The organism is Schaalia georgiae DSM 6843 (assembly GCF_000429245.1).
Classification (GTDB): domain Bacteria; phylum Actinomycetota; class Actinomycetes; order Actinomycetales; family Actinomycetaceae; genus Pauljensenia; species Pauljensenia georgiae.
Genome location: NZ_AUBM01000016.1, coordinates 1 through 17,315, shown reverse-complemented (window position 1 = coordinate 17,315; position 17,315 = coordinate 1). Strand labels below are relative to the sequence as shown.

The window sequence follows — 17,315 nt, the reverse complement described above, 5'->3', positions numbered from 1 at the left end:
GTGCGGGCCCGGGAGTTGGGGGAGCGGGCCGGGCGGTTCGTGGAGGCGGCCGCCGGGGTGCGCGGGGTGGGCGCGGACGAGAGGGGCCAGGTGCGGGTGGTGGTGGACCACACTGGGATGGTGGTGGAGGCCCGTGTCCTGGGCAGCCGGGAGCTGGGTGACGCCCTCGTGCGGGCCTACGCGGCGGCGCGCGCGGGGGCGGGCAGGGCCCTGGCCGACGCTGCGGGGGAGGCCTACGGGCCCGAGTCGGCGGCCGCGCGCTCCCTGGCCGGCCGTTACGGGTCGCGCCGCGGGCAACAAGCACACGAGTGGCGCCAGGACCTGGCCGAACACGGCGCCGGCGCGGTCGAGTGGATGCGGGGGTGAGGGGCGGTGGCCTGGGACCTGGTGTTCGACGACGAGGCAGTGCGCGCCACCGCCATGCGGTGCCGGGACACCGCCGACGGGGCCAGGTGCGCCCTGGGGGCCGCTGACACGACGGGCGGGGGCGCACTTGGTGGCCTGGGCGTCGTGGTCGGCCCGCTCGTGGGGCCCCTGCTGGCGGCCGGACGAGGCGCGGCCCGCTCCTGCCTGGAGGCGGCGGCCGACAAGACCACGCGGGCCGCCGACCACCTCGAAGACGCCGCCGCCCGCATGCAGGCCACCGAGGACGCCATCAGCGACGACATGAAACACATCGGAGACCAACTGTGAGCGCCACAGAAACCCTGGACACCAGGCCCAGCACGGGAGCAGGCGACTCCCCCTCCCTTTCGTCATCTTCTCCGTCGTCTTCGAATCCCCTGGTGGCGGGGCGGGAGGAGTCGCGGTCGGCGGTGTCGGGGTCGGGCGTGGTCGAGGACATCTGGGGCATCACCCACGGCCTGTCGCAGGGGTCGTGGTTGGAGACCGGGCTGTCGTCACTGTCCCTGGCCGCCGACGCGGTGGGCGTGGGCGCCGACCCCTTGGGCACGCTGATCGCGTGGGGGGCGGGGTGGCTGATCGACCACTTCGGACCCCTGAAGTCGTGGATGGACCAATTCCTGGGGGACGCGGACAGTGTGCGCGCCGACGCGGCCACGTGGTCCAACGTCGCCCAGGCCATGGGCGAGTGCGCCGACACCCTCGAGGGCGACGAGAAGAACCTGATGGGCGAGCAGGTGGACGCCACCGCCGACGCCTACCGCGCCTCCAATGCCGACACGATCAGCGCCTTGCGCACCGCCTCGGGAGCGGCCGACGCCATGGGCAAAGCCACCAGCGTCCTGGCCGAAGTGGTGGGACTGGTCCACGACCTGCTGCGCGACGCCATCAGCGCGATCGTGGGGACCCTGGCCTCAGCCATCATCGAAGCCATCGCCACGTGCGGCCTGGCCATCCCCCTCATCATCGCCCAAGTCCAAGTCAAAGTCGGCGCCAAAGCCACACAGATGGCCGCCCACATCACCGCAGTGCTCAAGTCCGCGCGCACCCTGGGCCACAACCTCACCCACCTGTCCGGCCTGCTCGACATGCTCCGCGGCATGCTCACCCGCGCCAAGAACACCGCGGCCAACGCGGCCCACATGTTCACCGGCGCCAAACCCGCAACAGCGGCGGCGGGCGGGGCCACCCCGCACGGACCCACCACCGGCACCACCGCCCACACCGGCACGGGAACGGGCCACACCGCCCACCACACCCCGCCCCCGGCCCCCGACACCCCAACCCCAACCCCGGACATCCCACCCACCACACCAAAACCGAAGAAGCGCCATCCCAAGTACTCCAATCGCACTACTGATGGGAAGTACGCGAAGGAGAACGGTGGGGCGACCACCTACGAGGATTCCGAGCAAATCGGTGAGGACATGTTCAAAGCGGTTCAAGAACGACGTGGAGAGCCGGTCATGGATGTAATCCGCGACAAGCACATGGCGACCGTCGGCGGATACGACCGCCGACGGTGCTACGACCGGGTGATCCAGTGCCATGACGGTTCGTACATCGGGTTGGAGGTCAAGAGCGGCAGCGCCTCTCTCAATGAGCACCAGCGCACCTTCGACGCCCTCGTCAGCCCCGCCAACCCAGCACGGATCGTGCACAAGGGGGAGACGATCAGTATCATTGGAGTACGGTACCAGCAAGTTCCGAGGCAGGAGATATGAGACGGTTCGCGACATCGGTTCTGCACGCGGATGTGGGGGAAGTGGAGCAGTTCTCCCTGCCGCAAACACCCGAATCCATCGCGGACGATGTGTGCAAGTCGCTGACAGCCCCGCGCTACTTCGACGGGGCGTTCGCGTTCGCGATGGTGGTGTGGGCCCTGCCTGAGGGCGCCGCGTACCCCGAGGACGCGCCCGAGGGCCACCCGGCCCGCTCGACCTACATCCAATGCGCGGGCTCCACACGCGCCATGACCATCGAGATCCGCCTCACCCACCAGGACGGCTCCTACCAGCACTGGGCAGTCGCGCGCCAGCCCGTCGCCGACCCCGGCAAGTGGGTGGATATCGAATGGGACACCAGCGCCGACCAGCCCTCCACCACCCGCGTCCACCCCGAGGAGGTCTTCACCGGCGAGCAGGCCGCGCCCGTCTTCCGCGACTATATCGTCGATGGCGCCCTGCCCGATCCCGCCCTGCTGCGCCTCCTCGACATCTAAGACCCGCGGGAGCGGAGGCGGCACGTGGGTCCTGAGTTCCGCGCCCCTGCGGTGGGGCGCTTCGGAGCGCCTTGCCGAACCGCGTACAGGCGAGTCGGTCCTCGACGACCCGGACGCGGTGCCCTGAGCGCGAACACCAGAGCACGCGCCCCCGAATAGTCCCGAAGGCGGGCGGATGGGAAGTTGGGGCAGTTGGGGGCGGAGTTCTTGGAGAACGCGGGCGAGCCGCCGCGCACTGTGATCCCCGGCATCGGTGGTGTCGGGGGTGGGAACAGGAGCTTCGATTTGCTGGCGGTGGACGAGCGGGTGGAGAGCATCGACTTCGTCGAGGCCAAGGGCGGCCCCAACGCCCAAATGGGCCGTGCCCGCAACATTCTGCCCGATGGGACCAAGGGCGAGGTGTTGGAGCAGGGGACGGGGGCGTGTTTGAACCGCATCGCCCGCCAGGACAAGAACTTCCTCCAGCTGCTGCGCGACAACCCCGACTTGTGGGAGCGGATCAAGAGCGGGCAGGTCACGCTCAACAACGTCGTGTGCAAGACCCCCACCGCCGACCTGTCCCTGATCGAGCGCACCACCGAGGCCTTCACCCTGGAGCCGGAAACCATCAAAGCACTTGACGCCAAAATCAACCCCTGACACGAAAGACCAAGCCACACCATGACCGCCGAATTCAAAGCCGTCACACCCGAGCGCGCCGTCCAGATCATGCGGGCGTGGGCCTACCACCCCTGGCCCATGACCGTCCAGGACGGAATCGACGTGTACACCAGCCTCGGATTCAAAGGCGACCCACAGGATCCCGAACTCTTCACCTCCGACATATCACCCGTGAAACCCGATTCATACCTCGTGAGCACAGGCGGCATCATAGACGAGTCCGTTCTCCGCCTATCGGATTGGCTCCCCGAGGAGTACTGGGAGCACTCACGCCCCCGGGCCCGGGCCTACTACGAAAGTTTCGTCCGGGCGTTTCACGAAGTACTGGGCGATACTCGCGACTCGGAAGAGGGGGAAGACTACTCCTCGTCCCTCTGGGTTGCCAACGAGCGGGTCAGCGTGTCCCTCGAAGGAATGCCCGCGCTCATCCTACTCACAGTAGAGTCCCCCCAGCAGACCGAATACACACTCGAGGAGCTCGAGGCTGAGGAGAACGGTGAGGAGATCGGCGCCGACTACTTCTAACCTCGAACCCACCCGCACCGAGAACGGAGCCAGCCCCACAACCATGACCACTGGGTTCAAAGCCGTCACCCCCCAACGCGCCGTCCAGATCATGCGGGCGTGGGCCTACCACCCCTGGCCCATCACCTTCGACGAGGGCATCAAAATCTACACCAGCCTCGGCATGAGAGGGGACCCAGAGGAGCCCGACTTCTTCTACTCGGATCTTGCCGAAACAGAAGCCGATTCTTTCCTGCTGACCAGTGAAGAAGGGATTAGCACCTGCCAGGTCCGTCTGTCCAACTGGCTCCCCGAGGAGTACTGGGAGCACTCGCGCCCCCGGGCCCGCGCCTACTACAGTGACTTCGTCCAAGCGTTTCGCGTTATTCTAGGCGATGCCCGCACATCAGAAGATGAAGACGACTACTCCGCATCCCGTTGGGTCACCGATGAACAAGTAAGTGTAATACTCGAGGCAACGTCAGCATTAGTCCTACTAACACTGAAGTCCCCTCAGCGAACCAGAAACTTCCTTGACGAGCTCGAGGCCGAGGAGAACGGTGAGGAGATCGGCGCCGACTACTTCTAACACATGCCAGCCCAGGACGGAGGCAGATCCACACCATGAGCACCGAGTTCAAAGCCGTCACCCCCCAACGCGCCGTCGAAATCATGAAGGCGTGGGCCTGCCACCCCTGGCCCATGACCGTCCAGGACGGCATCGACATCCATACCGGCTCTGCGGACAGTGGCGGCCTGCCAGACTCCACCGCTGACGCCAGCGGGTCACGGCCCCGACCCGCGCCCCGTCCTGCCTACTACCTCGCGCCTCGCCCTGCCCACTGCCTCGCGCCCCTGTTCGCGCCCCCGCCGGTTCCCGCGCCTCGCCGGAAGACCACACGGCCAGTCGCGGCCCTCCGCTTGCGATCCCAGCCACCCACTTGCCCGACCGCACACATAGTGCTACTTTGATCACACCTTAATTCGGACTCCGGAAAAAGCGGTTCCGCGCCAGCATCCAGCACTACGGCCATCGTCGGCCTGAGTGCCCGGTGTACCACGGCCACCGACGGCCCGTGCGCCCCGCCCGTCCCGGCACACCAAGAAAGCCCGCACCGATGCGCAAGAAAGACCTCCACTCCCTCCGCAAGGCGAACAGGCGCCTCGTCCTCGGCCTGCTCGCCGAGGGCGCGCCCCTGTCGCGCGCGGAGATCGCCGAGCGCACCGCCCTGTCCGCTTCCACGGTCTCGACCATCATGTCGGACCTGCTCACTGAGGGCCTCGTCCACGACACCGGCGACACGGAGTCGACCGGGGGGCGCGGCCGCCGCCTCCTCGACATCAACCCCGCCTGCGGCGTTATGGCCATCGCCGAAATCCAGCGCCAGCGCACCACCGTGTCCTTCCACGACATGGGCCTGGGCCGCCTCGGCGCACGGACCCTGGAAGTCCCAATCAAACCGGGCGCGGGCGACCGGCTCCTCCAGGCGATCTGCGAGTGCGTGTCCGCCTTCGCGCACTGCGCCCCGGCACCCGGCGGACTGGCGGGCATCGGCCTGCTCTTCGACGACCAGGCCATCGCCTCGGACGTGACAGTCCTGTACTCGACGGGCTTCGACGAGGCGTCCATCAGCCTCCGCCAAGCGCTCATCACGCGCTTCAAAGTCCCCGTTGTCGAGGAGTCCGCCCAGGCGTGCTCCGCGCGCGAGCTCGTCGCCGCGCACCTCGACAACGCGCGCTCGTGGGCGCACATCGCCCTCGGCCCCAGGATCACCCTCTCCCTCACCACCGAGGAGGGGCCCGCCCCCATCGGCTCGCGCGGATCAGCGGACCTGACGGAAGCGGTCATGCCCGGCCAGGCGCACCCCGAGCGGGTGCTCGCCGCACTCGCCCGCTCCCCCCTGCCCCCCCGCCTGCCCCCGGCGCCGCATCCCGACTGGCCGACGGCGCCCGAAGGGGAGGCGGCGGGCCGCGCCACTCCCCCGCCGTCCGCGCAACGCCCCGCCGAACAGGCCCGGGCCAACGAGGCGGGGACCGCCCCTGTGCCCGCCCGCCCCTCGTGGCCGCACTTCCTGGGCCGCCTCAGCGACACGATCACCACGGTCGTCTCGCTGGTGCCACTCGATGCCCTGCTGGTCTCCGGCGAAATCGCCTCGACCACAGGCTTCACAGCACTCCTGGCGCGGACGCTGGCACTGCGGCTGCGCGGGCGCGCCCCCCGCGTCATCCCCCTGACCCACGCCGCCCCCGCAGCGCCCGCCCGCATGGCCACCGGGCTCCGGGCCACGGTCCTCACGTCCTGACACACCGAACCGGCAACGACGCCGGACCCCGACTCCGAAAGGAAAACCCATGATCCAGGGCATTTTGATCCTGCTGACCTTCATCGTGGTCGCCGCACTGATGATGGCCAAGAAACTCCCCACCCTGGTGGCGCTGCCCCTCATGGCGGTCGTCATCGGCCTCATCGCCGGCGTCCCACTGATGGCCAAAGACGACCAGGGCGCCGCCACGGGCCTGCTCGACGGCGTCTTCGAGGGCGGCACCGTGAAGATGGCCTCCGCGATCATCGCCGTCGTCTTCGGCGCGTGGCTGGGGCAGTTGATGAACCGCACCGGCGTCACGGAGACCATTATCAAGAAGAGCGCCGAACTGGGCGGCGGACGGCCCCTGGTCGTCACCCTCATCATGGCGGTCGCCACCGCGCTGCTGTTCACGACTCTCTCCGGCCTCGGCTCCATCATCATGGTGGGCTCCATCGTGCTGCCGATCCTGATCTCCGTGGGCATCCCCGCTGCCTCGGCCGCCTGCGTGTTCCTGATGTCCTTCACCACGGGACTGGCCCTCAACGTCGCCAACTGGCAGGTGTTCGCCAAGCTCTTCTCCCTCGACATCGCCGTCGTCCAAGGTTTCGAGTTCTACCTGGCCGCGGCCACGGGCGTGGCGACCGTCGTGTTCATCCTGGTGGAGTTCGCGCGCAACGGCATCAAGTTCGCGTTCTCGGCGCCCGCCCCCTCCCCCGCCGGCCCCTCCTCGGACACGCGCGCCCTCAAGGGCGTCACCGGTGCCCTGGCGATGCTCACCCCGCTGATCCCCATCGTCCTGGTCGCCGCGCTGAAACTCCCCGTCACCGTGGCCTTCACGATCGGCATCGCGTGGTGCCTGGCGTTCACGGCGCGCGGATTCAGCCGGGCGATGAACACCCTGGCCAAGACGTGCTACGACGGGATCACCGACGCCGGTCCGGCGGTCATCCTCATGGTCGGCATCGGCATCCTCTTCCTGTCCGTCACCCACCCGCGGGTCAAAGAGGTCCTGGATCCCATCCTGCTGGCGGTCGTGCCCTCCAGCCGCTGGGCGTTCATCCTCTTCTTCATCATCCTGGCGCCGCTGGCCCTGTACAGGGGCCCGATGAACATGTTCGGCCTGGGCTCGGGCATCGCCGCCCTCATCACCGGCCTGGGGACGATGAACCCCCTGGCGGTCATGGCGGCCTTCCTCTCCGCCGAGCGCATCCAAGCCGGCGCGGACCCCACGAACACGCAGAACGTGTGGACCGCGAACTTCTGCGAGGTCGACGTCAACACGTGCACGAAGCGCATCCTCCCCTACCTGTGGGCGGTATCGGCCATCGGCGTCCTCCTGGGGGCTTTCCTCTACTTCTGAGGCCGCCCGCCCCTGTCGGCCCCGCTCGGGGCGCAGCAACGAAACGAGAGAAACCATGCCCGTAAGAATCGGAATCGATGTCGGCGGCACCTTCACGGACGCCGTCGCCATCGACAACGCCACCTTCGAGGTGATCGGGAGCGCGAAGGTCCCCACCACCCACTCCGCGCCCGAGGGAGTGGCCGCCGGGATCGTCCAGGCCCTCCACCAGGTCATGGAGTCCGAGGGAATCGCGCCCGACGACGTCGTGTTCATCGCCCACGGGACCACGCAGGCGACGAACGCCCTGTTGGAGGGGGACGTGGCGACGGTCGGCGTCCTCACCCTGGGCTCCGGCCTGCAGGGGGCCAAGAGCCGTTCGGACACGACGATGGGACGCATCGAATTGGCGGAGGGCAAGGAGCTGCCCTCCACCAACCAGTACATCGACGCCTCCGACGACGGTTTGGCCGCGCGGGTCGACGCCGCCCTGGACGGCCTGCGCGACCAGGGCGCCCAGGCGGTCGTCGCCGCCGAGGCGTTCAGCGTGGACGACCCCGCCCACGAGTCCCTCGTGGTCGACCGGTGCGCCGAGCGCGGCGTTCCCGCGACCGCCACGAACGAGATCTCCAAGCTCTACGGCCTCAAAGTGCGCACCCGCACCGCCGTGGTCAACGCGTCGATCATGCCGAAGATGCTGGAGGCGGCGACAATGACCGAACGCTCCATCCGGCAGGCCCGGATCCCCAGCCCCCTCATGGTCATGCGCTGCGATGGAGGCGTCATGACGGTCGACGAGGTCCGCCGCCGCCCGATCCTCACGATCCTGTCCGGCCCCGCGGCCGGGGTGGCCGGGGCACTGCGCTACGAGCGGCTCACCGACGGCCTCTTCTTCGAGGTGGGGGGCACCTCCACTGACATCTCCTGCGTGAAGGACGGCCAGGTGATGGTGACCTACGCCGAGGTCGGCGGCCACAAGACCTACCTCAACTCCCTCGACGTGCGCACCGTCGGCATCGGCGGGGGGTCGATGGTGCAGATCCGCGGCGGCCAGGCGGTGGGAACCGGCCCGCGCAGCGCCCACATCGCGGGCGTGGACTACGAGGTGTACACGGAGGCCGACACAATCACCAATCCCCGCCTCGTCGCCGTGCGTCCACTGCCCGGGGACCCCGAGTACGCGGTCGTCGAGTGCGACGGGGGCGCCCGCGTGTGCCTCACGATGGCGGGGGCGGCCAATATCGCGGGCCTCGTGGGCGACCAGGACTACGCGCGGGGGAACGTGGAGGCGGCGAGGCGCGCGTGGGCGCCCTTGGCCGAGTCGATGGGGTGCTCGGTGGAGGAGGCCGCCCAGACCGTCCTGGCCTTCGCCTCGCAGAAGAACGCGGCCGTCGCCTCGCAGCTGATGCGCGACTACCACCTGGATCCGCGCACGACGGTGTTCGTCGGCGGGGGCGGGGGCGCGGCAGCGGTGGTCCCCCACCTGGCGCGCACGATGGGGCACCGGCACTGCCTGGCCCGTAATGCCGCTGTTATCTCCACCATCGGCGTCGCCATGGCGATGGTGCGGGACATGGTGGAGCGCTCCGTGGTGAACCCGACGGACGAAGACGTCATCGCGATCCGCAGGGAGGCCGAACTCAAGGCCATCCAGTCCGGCGCCGCGCCGGGCACGGTCGAGGTGACCGTCGAGGTCGACTCCCAGCGCAATATGGTCCGCGCCATCGCGGTGGGCGCCACGGAGATGCGCGCGGAAACGGCGGAGGACGGGGCCCTCGGGGACGGCGAGCTCCTCACCACCGTGGCCGAGAACCTCGATCTGCCCGCCAAAGAGCTCACGATCGCGGCCCGCACGGACCAGATGCTGGCGGTCACGGCCCACGTGAGGCGCAAGCGGCTCTTCGGGCTGCTCTCCTCGACGAAGACCCCCGTCCGCCTCATCGACGCCTCCGGGGTGATCCGCCTGCAGAAGGCCAACGCGCGGGTGTGGCCCGCCACTGTGGCCTCCGCCGCCTTGGTGGTCGACGAGGCGATCGACGAGCTCACGGTCTACAACGACGGCGGCGCCAACTACCCCAATCTCCACCTGGTCGTCGGCGGGAAGACCATCAACCTGTCCGGCCTGTCCAGTGAGGACCAGATCCGCTCCTTGGCCGGAGTGGAACTGCAGGGGTACGACGGCGCCGCACCGTTGATCGTCATCGGCACGACCAGGCTGGAGGACTGAGCCGTGGCCGCGCCCGCAGCGGCAGCGCCCGCACCCGCGTTCCCCTACCCGTGCCGGGGCGCCTGCGCCCCCGAGCTCGCCGCGGACCCGTGCGCCGGGCGGCTGGCCGGGGCGAGGCGCGCCGAGGCGATCGACATGGCGTGGGAGCGGGGCGCCGGGGCCGCCCGCCGCCTGTTCCCCGGCGGGGCACGCGGCACCGATTTCGCGCGGGTGTGCGCCGACGCCGGGCTCAGGGTCGTCCGCGGCGGAGCGGAGCGCGCCGCCGGGAGGCTGTTCTTCGCCGAGTACCTGCCCAAGAAGCGGCTCGTTGTGGTCAACACACCCTCCTTGCGCATGTGGGCGGACCACCACGGCGTGGACCTCGGCACCGCTGTGGACATGGCCCTGTGCCACGAGTACTTCCACCACTTGGAGTGGACCCATCTGGGGCTCACGTCGCTGGCCCTCGACGTGCCGCTCCTGCGCGTCGGCCCCATCCGGGTCGGGCGCGTCCGTTTCCGGTCCCTGTCGGAGATCGGCGCCTACGGCTTCACCCACGAGTGCTTCCACCCCTCCAGCGAAGGAGTCCCTCAATGACACAGCCAACCGTGGACTACGGCGGCCGCACGCTCCCCGTGATCGGCGCCTACGACGTCGCCGTCGTGGGGGGCGGGTCCGCGGGCTCGGCCTGTGCGATACGCTGCGCGCAGCTCGGCCTTTCCGTGGTCGTCATCGACCGCTACGCGATGCTGGGCGGATCGGCCACGAACGCCACGGTGTGCCCGATGATGCCCACCCACGTCGCCCACCGCGGCGTTTTCGCGCAGATCGAGCAGGAGTTGCGCGCATCGGGCGAGGCCACCCGCGACGGCACTACCGCGATGCTGTGGTTCGCGCCCGAGCGCCTGGGCATGGTCTACGAGCGCCTGCTCACCGGCTCGGGCGGCGAGGTCCTTTACGACGCGGCACTGGTCGATGTCCTCGACGCCCCCGGGGCGGGCAGTGCCGCCAGCGCCGCGCGGGGCACTGGGGCCGGGGCCCTTGGCGCAGACGGGGATCCGGACGGGCACCCCGACGGTGCCACCACTGGGGCCCGAGCCGACGGTGCGAATACGACGGGGCGCCCCGACGACAGAGCCGGGGCTGGGGATGCTGGAGGCGCGGCCCGGCCCGCGCCTCGTCGACTGCGCCACCTGGTGGTGATGACCGCGCAGGGCATGGTCGGCGTCGAGGCGGGAGTCATGGTGGACGCCTCGGGGGACGCAGTGCTGGCGCGTCTGGCCGGCGTGCCCACGCGGAGCGGGGACGAGGCGGGGGCGAACCAGGTGTGCTCGCTGCGCTTCACGATGGGCGGCATCGACGTGGACGCGTACCGGGACTACTGCTTGTCGTTGGGCGATGAGTTCTCGCCGCTGAAGTCCGGTTTCTTCTTCGAGTCCGCGATGGTCGCGGGGCGCGGTTTCGCACTCGAGCCCGTTTTCCGCCAGGGGGTGGCCGAGGGGTTGCTGTCCGAGGGGGACCTGCGGTACTACCAGGCGTTCTCAGTGCCGGGGAAACCCGGTGTCATGGCGTTCAACTGCCCGCACATCCCCAGTCTCGTGTCGAACACGACCGCCCGGGGCAGGTCGGCGGCGATCGTCGAGGCGCACGCCGCCATCGGCCGCCTCGCGCGCTTCCTGCGCGTGATGATGCCGGGTTTCAGCCGCTCTTTCCTGGTGGGGGTGGCGCCGATGCTCGGCGTGCGCGAGTCCTGGAGGATCGACGGGGTCTACCGCCTCACCGAACAGGACTACGCGCACCAGGCGCGCTTCGACGACGGCTTGGTCCGCGGCGATTGGTTCATCGACGTGCACTCCCAGTCGAAGGGACTCTTCCACCAGAAGGGCTACCAGCCGGGCGACTACTACGAGATCCCCTACCGGTGCTTCATCGCCCCGCAGACGTCCAACCTACTCGTGGCGGGCAGGTGCATTTCCACGACGTTCCTCATGCAGGCGTCTGTGCGCATCATTCCCACGGTCATCGACATGGGGGACGCCGTGGGCTGCGCGTGCGCCCTTTCAGCGGCCAGCGGGGTCCCCCCTCTGGAGCTGTCCGGCGAGGAGGTCCGCCGCTTCGCCGACGCTTCGTCGCCCTTGGGCTGAGTGCGTCGGCAGTGCTCACCACACATCTCTTCAACGATCTGTTGACCTCCTTCAACAATACGTTGACACATCGCGTGGTTGTGATTAGGATCATGGCAGTCGTCAATGCTGATACCGGCCCACCGAAGAAGGTCCTATGCCCGAAGCCCCGCACACCAGTGGTGCGCAGCCCCCGCCGCCGAACGCCGAGGCACTGCGGATCCTCACCGAGCTCGCCGCGCCCCTTCAAGCGTCCATCCCCGGGCCGGCGGAAGTCGTCGTCCACCACCTCCCCTCCCTCCCCCATTCGATCGTTGCCATAGCGGGGAACGTCACGGGACGCGAAGTCGGCGACCCGGCGACGAACACACTGCTCGAGGCAGCCGCCTCGCAGTCGCTGTGCACACACGTCGGCTACGAGACCACAGCGCCAGACGGACGGGCGCTCACCTCAACGACGATCATCATCAACACCCAGGACGGGTCGCCGATCGCGGCGCTCTGCATCAACCGCGATGTGACCGGCATCCGGTACGCCGAACGCGTTCTCCGCGAGCTCTCCACGTGCACTGGAGTAGACACGCGCACTGGAGTGGAACAGGCCCCCGACGACGCCCCACGCGGCGAACACGCAGCGCCCACGCGCACGGACCAGTCACCAGAGGCCTTCGTCCACAGCATCGACGAACTCGCCTCCCTGCTGCTGCGCACCGCGATTCCGGACCAGGAAGAACCCGGTGAGTTGTCTCGCGAGCAGAAGATCGCTGCCGTGCGCTCCCTCAAGAAAAGGGGATTCTTCTTGCTGCGCGACGCTGCGGAGAAAGCCGCGACCACCCTCGGGGTGTCCCGGTTCACCATCTACAACTACCTCAACGAGATCGATGACGAGCACAAGCCCCCGGAGGAGCAGCCATGACCTTCAACGAGCACCTGGACCGCTGGGGGACGCACAGCGCGAAATGGGATCTATTGGCGTCGCCCATGGGCCGCGAGGCCCTGTCCCTGTCCGTCGCGGACATGGAGTTCGCATCGGCGCCGCCCGTTGTCCAGGCCGTCGAGCGCGCCGCCGCCCTGGGGGCCTACGGGTACACCGAGGTGTTCGACGACTTCCGCTCAGCGGCGCGCGAGTGGCAACTGCGCGAGCACGAGTGGGATCCGGGCGCAGAATCCGTTCGTTTCTTCCCCCGTATCGTCCAGTGCGTCGCCGCACTGTGCCACCACGTCCTGCCCCCGCTACTCGGGCGCCGTCCCCGGATCATGACGCTCATCCCCGCTTACGGACCGATTCTCGAGGTCGTCGAAAGGAGCGGCTGCGAACTCATCCGGGTCCCACTCCGCCTGGAGGACGGGAACGCGCGGATGGACCGCGCGCTCGTTGAAGACGCGTTGGAGCGGGCGGATCTGCTTCTGTGGTGCAACCCCCACAACCCCTGCGGACGGGTGTGGCGCACGGAGGAACTGGAGTTCATCGGCCGCGCTGCCCTGGAACACGGGACCATGGTGCTCTCGGACGACATCCATGCGGACTTCACGAGGCCGGGGCGGACTCCGTACACCCCGCTGGCGCGCGCGGTTCCGCCACTGTGGGATTCCGGGCGCCTCATCCAATGCGCATCACCCGGAAAGACGTTCAACACCGCCGGGCTCGAAGCGGCGGCGGTGTTCGCACCTGGTGCGCTCGGCGACCACCTGGAGACCGCGAAGCGCTCGATGGGCCTCCACAACCCCAACTACTTCGCCATCCCAGCGGCGATCGCCGCGTGGACGCGCGGACAGGAATGGGTCGCCGACCTGCGGCGCTACATCGACGAGAACCTCCGTTTCGCCGTCGAAACGCTGCACGGCCAGCTCCCGCAGGCAGTGGTCACCGACCCCGATGGCACATACCTCATCTGGATCGACGCGCGCCACTACCTCCCCCACCGCGACTCGCTCACCGCGGCGTGCGGGGCCGCGCGCGTCGCGGTCTCACCCGGTGAGGACTTCGGCGACGAGTACGCCGGGTGGTTCAGGGTCAACGCCGCCCTCCCCCGCGTCGAACTCGAGGCCGGGCTCCACCGCCTCGTCAACGCCCTCACCCACCCTCCGAAGTGAGGCGGCGCACTACTCCGCCCCACCCGAACAGAAAGGCACCATAGTGTCCAAACGTAAAAAGCGACCGGCTAAACGCGGGGAACGAACGCAAAAGGCACCGCGCGCGGCGGCTGCGCCGACGAACGCTCACGAGGCGCCCACGCCATCGGGCGCGCGCGCCCACCGCACCCCGTCGCTGTTGATCGCAGCCATCCCCGCTGTCACGCTCATCGTCCTGCTGGGCGCGGGGTACATCGCGGCAGCGCTCCCAGTCGAACCGCTGCTCATCGCATCCGCGACCGTCGCCGGACTCGTGGCCATCTACCTCGGTTACAGCTGGGATGAGATCATTGGCGCCATCGCGGAGAAGATCGCGAAAACAATGCCAGCCGTGTTGATCCTCATCACGGTGGGCGCCCTGATCGGAACGTGGATGGCGGGCGGAACCATTCCCATGCTCATCTACTACGGGCTGAAGATCATCAACCCGAAGTTCCTCGCCCTCATCGCACTGGTCGTCACTGCGATCGTGTCGCTGTGCACGGGCACATCCTGGGGCTCGGCGGGCACGATCGGCGTGGCTTTCATGGGAGTCGCCGTCGGCATGGGCGCGAACCTCCCGATGGTCGCGGGCGCGGTTGTCGCCGGAGCGTACTTCGGGGACAAACTCTCGCCCTTGTCCGACACGACGAACATCGCGGCACTGGCGACAGGCGTGGATCTCTTCACCCACATCCGACACCTCCTGTGGACAACGGTCCCGGCGTTCCTCTGCTCCGCCACCGTCTACTTGCTCTTCGGTTTGCAATCCTCTGGCGGCACAGTCCCCGAGAAGGTCGACCAGATCCTCGCGACACTCGACTCCGCTTTCAGCTGGAACCTGCTGCTGCTCGTGCCCATCCTCGTCGTCCTGGTCGGCTCGGCGCTGAAGTACCCGACGGTGCCGGTGATGCTGGTCTCCTGCCTCACCGCGATGTTCAACGCGGTCGTGTTCCAGCACGTGGGGTTCGGCGACACGGTCAAAGCCTCCGTGGACGGCTTCAAAGTCACCATGGTCGGGAAGTCCGGGTTCTCACCCGATACCGTCATGGAAGATGTGACGAAGCTGCTGGAGCGCGGCGGGATGAACTCGATGATGAGCGTGCTGCTGATCTGTTTCTGCGCGATCGCCTTCGCCGGCGTGGTGTCCGTGTCCGGTTCCCTCGAGGTCCTGGTCTCGCGCCTGCTCGCTCCTGTCAAGTCCACGTTCTCCCTGATAGCCGCGACGATCATGACAGGCTTGGCCACGATCGCCATCACCTCCAACGGGCAGGTCTCCTTGCTGATCCCGGGCGAGATGCTCCGCGGCGAGTATGTGAAACGCGGCCTCCACCCGAAGAACCTGTCGCGGACTATCGAGGACGCGGCGACCGTGTGGGAGCCGATCCTTCCTTGGACGTCGGCGGGCGCCTACATGGCCGGAACCCTCGGGGTCGCAACCCTGTCGTACTTGCCGTGGGCCATTTCGAACTGGATCGCGATCTTCTTCGCGATGCTATGGGGCGCCACGGGGATCGGTATCGCGAAGCTGGCCCCGCAGGAGCAGGAACAGCTCATGGCGCAGGAGTAGTGCTGTGGTGTGGGCGCGCAGTGCCGCGCGCCCACACCACAGGACTCGACCAACCACTCAACCAACCATTCGCCCAACGCTCAACCAAGCGCTCGGCCAACGCTCGCCCAACCGCGGAACCAGCGATCGACCAACCGCGCGACAACCAAGCGCTCGCCCAACCACTCAACCACGCGCAGTCCCCCACCCCTGCATGTTGGGAACTGATCGCGCCTGGAGCCCCTGGGAGTGGACCATCCGCCCCCGCCTCTGCACGCTGGGGGCTGATGACAGCGAGGCGCCGTTTCGTCCTGCCGGGGCGTTTCCATCCCAACACCGTTGACGTGAAGTCAAAGACCGAGCATTGAACGCCAGGTGGTTGCAGTGTTCGTAGTGCCGCCTCATTGCTCGTACACGGCGTTGGGATTCGTGGGCTCCGGTTCGGCACGAGGATCGTCCGGAGCCGGTGGCGACTGACTCCAGGGCGTTGCCGGGGACGCGGGGACGGAGGGGCCGCCCGGGGCGCCGGTTCCAGGAGCCGAGGAGCTCGGTTCAGGCGGGGCGGGCGTCCGGATGCCTGTAGGCGCGCCAGTGGGTGACGGTGCCGAGTGCGGGGCAGTGGGGTGGGAAGGGGCAGGACGGGTGGGGACCGGATCGGAGGGGGCGGCCCCAGAGGCGTGCAGTGGCACGAGTTCCACGATCAGCCACCTGTTCCCGTCCCAGCGGAGGTCGACTTTCACGGTCGTGGTGCGGTAGGCGTGGGGCGTCATTGTTCCGGGCGTGTAGATGTCGGGGGTGCGTTGGGTTGTGGTGAGGGTGGTGGTGTGGGTGTTGGGTGTGGTGGGTGGGGGTGTTGTGGTGTTGGTGTTGGTGTGCCAGGCGTTGGCGGCCCATCCTCCTGTGGTGTAGGTGGTGGTGGTGTCGGTGGTGGTTTGGGCGCACCATTGGCATTCGGGGGCGGATAGGTCGTGCAGGGGTGTGGTGTCGCCGGTGTTCCAGGTGTAGTCGGCCAGGGCGAGGGCGTGGTAGGCGGTGGCTTGTGCTCCGTTGGGGGTGTTCTGGTTGTTTCCTGCTGGTGGGGTGGGGGTTGTGGGCGCGGGAGTGGGGTAGGGGGTGGGGTTGGAGTCGGCCCCGGTGGGGTATCCGTTGACGGTGGCGGGCCCGGGTGGGGGCAGTGGGGGGTTGGTCCAGTGCCATAGGAGGGCCGAGGCGGTGGCGGAGGCGAGCAGGGTGAGGGCGAGGGCGGCTCCGATGTGGGCCAGGCGGCGTTGGTCGTGTGTGAGGGGGCCGCGGTGGTTCTTCCAGTCGTCTGCGCCGATCCACGCCCCGCTGGTGTAGAACCAGTGCTGCCAGGGCTGGGCGGGCCCGGTGGGGCGGGCGCGGTGCAGGAGGCGGGCCAGGGGCCCGGGGCGGGGTGTGGTGGCGGCCGGGGGTTTGGCGAGTTCGTCGAGGGCCGCCAGGGCACTGGCCGGGGGCCCACCGGGTGTTTCGGGCCCATCACGGCCGGCCGTGCCGGGGTCTTGGGGGCCGGCCGTGCCGGGGTCTTGGGGGCCGGGGCGCGCGCCTGCCGGCCCGTCCGGCCCGGCGGGGTCGGGGGGTGTCTTGCGGCGCGGGGCGAACGGGGTTCCGGGAGCGCCAGGCCCCATCAACGCCTCCCACTCCGCGTCCAAGGGGTCGTCTTCGCCGTACGGGCTGTGCGGGTCGTTCGGGTCGTCGTGGGCCATCGGCGTGCCTCCATCGCAAGGGTCCCCACCACCACGGCCCGCGCCGAGCGCGGGTCGGACTGCCGGGGCCTGGGTCGTGTTGTGCGGGGTTGTGGGGTTAGTGGCCGTCTTGTTCGTCGGCGGTGTCGGTCAGGTCGATGCGTAGGTGGGAGATGGGGAAGGGGTCGGA

General features: G+C 68.7%; 16 protein-coding genes. 15 read left to right on the top strand and 1 reads right to left on the bottom strand.

Going from position 1 to position 17,315, the window contains the following annotated elements:
* The 15 genes from G447_RS12395 to nhaC all read left to right on the top strand — a co-directional run.
* Positions 1-366 (top strand): hypothetical protein (locus tag G447_RS12395; RefSeq protein WP_026430723.1); only part of this gene is annotated, 366 nt, incomplete at its 5' end.
* Positions 367-372: 6 nt separating this feature from the next.
* Positions 373-693: a hypothetical protein gene (locus G447_RS0108390; protein ID WP_026430722.1), complete on the top strand. Its 321-nt coding sequence runs from the start codon at positions 373-375 to the stop codon at positions 691-693.
* Entirely contained in the window at positions 690-2,126 is a 1,437-nt protein-coding gene (locus tag G447_RS11775) for a hypothetical protein (RefSeq protein WP_131295727.1), read from the top strand. Before G447_RS0108390 ends, G447_RS11775 begins: the two co-directional genes overlap by 4 nt.
* Positions 2,123-2,623, top strand: a complete 501-nt coding sequence (locus tag G447_RS0108380) for an NTP pyrophosphohydrolase (protein WP_026430721.1) — start codon at positions 2,123-2,125, stop codon at positions 2,621-2,623. Before G447_RS11775 ends, G447_RS0108380 begins: the two co-directional genes overlap by 4 nt.
* A 183-nt stretch (positions 2,624-2,806) precedes the next feature.
* Positions 2,807-3,262, top strand: coding sequence for a hypothetical protein (locus G447_RS0108375; RefSeq protein WP_131295725.1), 456 nt, complete (start codon positions 2,807-2,809; stop codon positions 3,260-3,262).
* 21 nt (positions 3,263-3,283) lie between these two features.
* The gene (locus tag G447_RS0108370) at positions 3,284-3,808 is read left to right on the top strand and encodes a DUF6301 family protein (protein ID WP_026430719.1); all 525 of its coding nucleotides are present in this window, start codon (positions 3,284-3,286) and stop codon (positions 3,806-3,808) included.
* A 43-nt stretch (positions 3,809-3,851) separates the two neighbouring features.
* A complete protein-coding gene (locus tag G447_RS0108365; protein ID WP_005868263.1) occupies positions 3,852-4,376 on the top strand; it encodes a DUF6301 family protein in 525 nt (174 codons plus the stop codon).
* Between the two features lie 529 nt (positions 4,377-4,905).
* A complete protein-coding gene (locus G447_RS0108360) occupies positions 4,906-6,090 on the top strand; it encodes a winged helix-turn-helix domain-containing protein (RefSeq protein ID WP_026430718.1) in 1,185 nt (394 codons plus the stop codon).
* Positions 6,091-6,139: 49 nt separating this feature from the next.
* A complete protein-coding gene (locus G447_RS0108355; protein ID WP_026430717.1) occupies positions 6,140-7,453 on the top strand; it encodes a C4-dicarboxylate ABC transporter in 1,314 nt (437 codons plus the stop codon).
* A gap of 55 nt (positions 7,454-7,508) precedes the next feature.
* Positions 7,509-9,659, top strand: a complete 2,151-nt coding sequence (locus tag G447_RS0108350) for a hydantoinase/oxoprolinase family protein (protein ID WP_026430716.1) — start codon at positions 7,509-7,511, stop codon at positions 9,657-9,659.
* A 3-nt stretch (positions 9,660-9,662) separates the two neighbouring features.
* On the top strand, positions 9,663-10,235 hold the full coding sequence (locus G447_RS11770) for a hypothetical protein (RefSeq protein WP_026430715.1): 573 nt from the start codon (positions 9,663-9,665) through the stop codon (positions 10,233-10,235).
* A complete protein-coding gene (locus tag G447_RS0108340; RefSeq protein WP_026430714.1) occupies positions 10,232-11,782 on the top strand; it encodes an FAD-dependent oxidoreductase in 1,551 nt (516 codons plus the stop codon). The genes G447_RS11770 and G447_RS0108340 overlap by 4 nt, the downstream gene beginning before the upstream one ends.
* A 136-nt stretch (positions 11,783-11,918) precedes the next feature.
* Positions 11,919-12,677, top strand: coding sequence for a helix-turn-helix transcriptional regulator (locus tag G447_RS0108335; RefSeq protein WP_051226295.1), 759 nt, complete (start codon positions 11,919-11,921; stop codon positions 12,675-12,677).
* Entirely contained in the window at positions 12,674-13,855 is a 1,182-nt protein-coding gene (locus G447_RS0108330) for a MalY/PatB family protein (protein ID WP_026430712.1), read from the top strand. The genes G447_RS0108335 and G447_RS0108330 overlap by 4 nt, the downstream gene beginning before the upstream one ends.
* A 175-nt stretch (positions 13,856-14,030) precedes the next feature.
* Positions 14,031-15,443: a Na+/H+ antiporter NhaC gene (gene nhaC, locus G447_RS0108325; RefSeq protein WP_051025755.1), complete on the top strand. Its 1,413-nt coding sequence runs from the start codon at positions 14,031-14,033 to the stop codon at positions 15,441-15,443.
* Between the two features lie 380 nt (positions 15,444-15,823).
* On the opposite strand, the gene G447_RS11765 is transcribed toward nhaC, so the two are convergent.
* The gene (locus G447_RS11765; RefSeq protein WP_051226294.1) at positions 15,824-17,146 is read right to left on the bottom strand and encodes a DUF6318 family protein; all 1,323 of its coding nucleotides are present in this window, start codon (positions 17,144-17,146) and stop codon (positions 15,824-15,826) included.
* Between the last annotated feature and the right edge of the window lie 169 nt (positions 17,147-17,315).

What these genes read in the sequence shown, in the direction of transcription:
- G447_RS0108335 (WP_051226295.1), top strand. Translation starts at nt 11,919, where the DNA reads ATGCCCGAAGCCCCGCACACCAGTGGTGCGCAGCCCCCGCCGCCGAAC.
- G447_RS0108365 (WP_005868263.1), top strand. Translation starts at nt 3,852, where the DNA reads ATGACCACTGGGTTCAAAGCCGTCACCCCCCAACGCGCCGTCCAGATC.
- G447_RS0108360 (WP_026430718.1), top strand. Translation starts at nt 4,906, where the DNA reads ATGCGCAAGAAAGACCTCCACTCCCTCCGCAAGGCGAACAGGCGCCTC.
- G447_RS0108380 (WP_026430721.1), top strand. Translation starts at nt 2,123, where the DNA reads ATGAGACGGTTCGCGACATCGGTTCTGCACGCGGATGTGGGGGAAGTG.
- G447_RS0108330 (WP_026430712.1), top strand. Translation starts at nt 12,674, where the DNA reads ATGACCTTCAACGAGCACCTGGACCGCTGGGGGACGCACAGCGCGAAA.
- G447_RS0108350 (WP_026430716.1), top strand. Translation starts at nt 7,509, where the DNA reads ATGCCCGTAAGAATCGGAATCGATGTCGGCGGCACCTTCACGGACGCC.
- G447_RS0108355 (WP_026430717.1), top strand. Translation starts at nt 6,140, where the DNA reads ATGATCCAGGGCATTTTGATCCTGCTGACCTTCATCGTGGTCGCCGCA.
- G447_RS11765 (WP_051226294.1), bottom strand. Translation starts at nt 17,146, where the DNA reads ATGGCCCACGACGACCCGAACGACCCGCACAGCCCGTACGGCGAAGAC.
- G447_RS0108370 (WP_026430719.1), top strand. Translation starts at nt 3,284, where the DNA reads ATGACCGCCGAATTCAAAGCCGTCACACCCGAGCGCGCCGTCCAGATC.
- G447_RS0108340 (WP_026430714.1), top strand. Translation starts at nt 10,232, where the DNA reads ATGACACAGCCAACCGTGGACTACGGCGGCCGCACGCTCCCCGTGATC.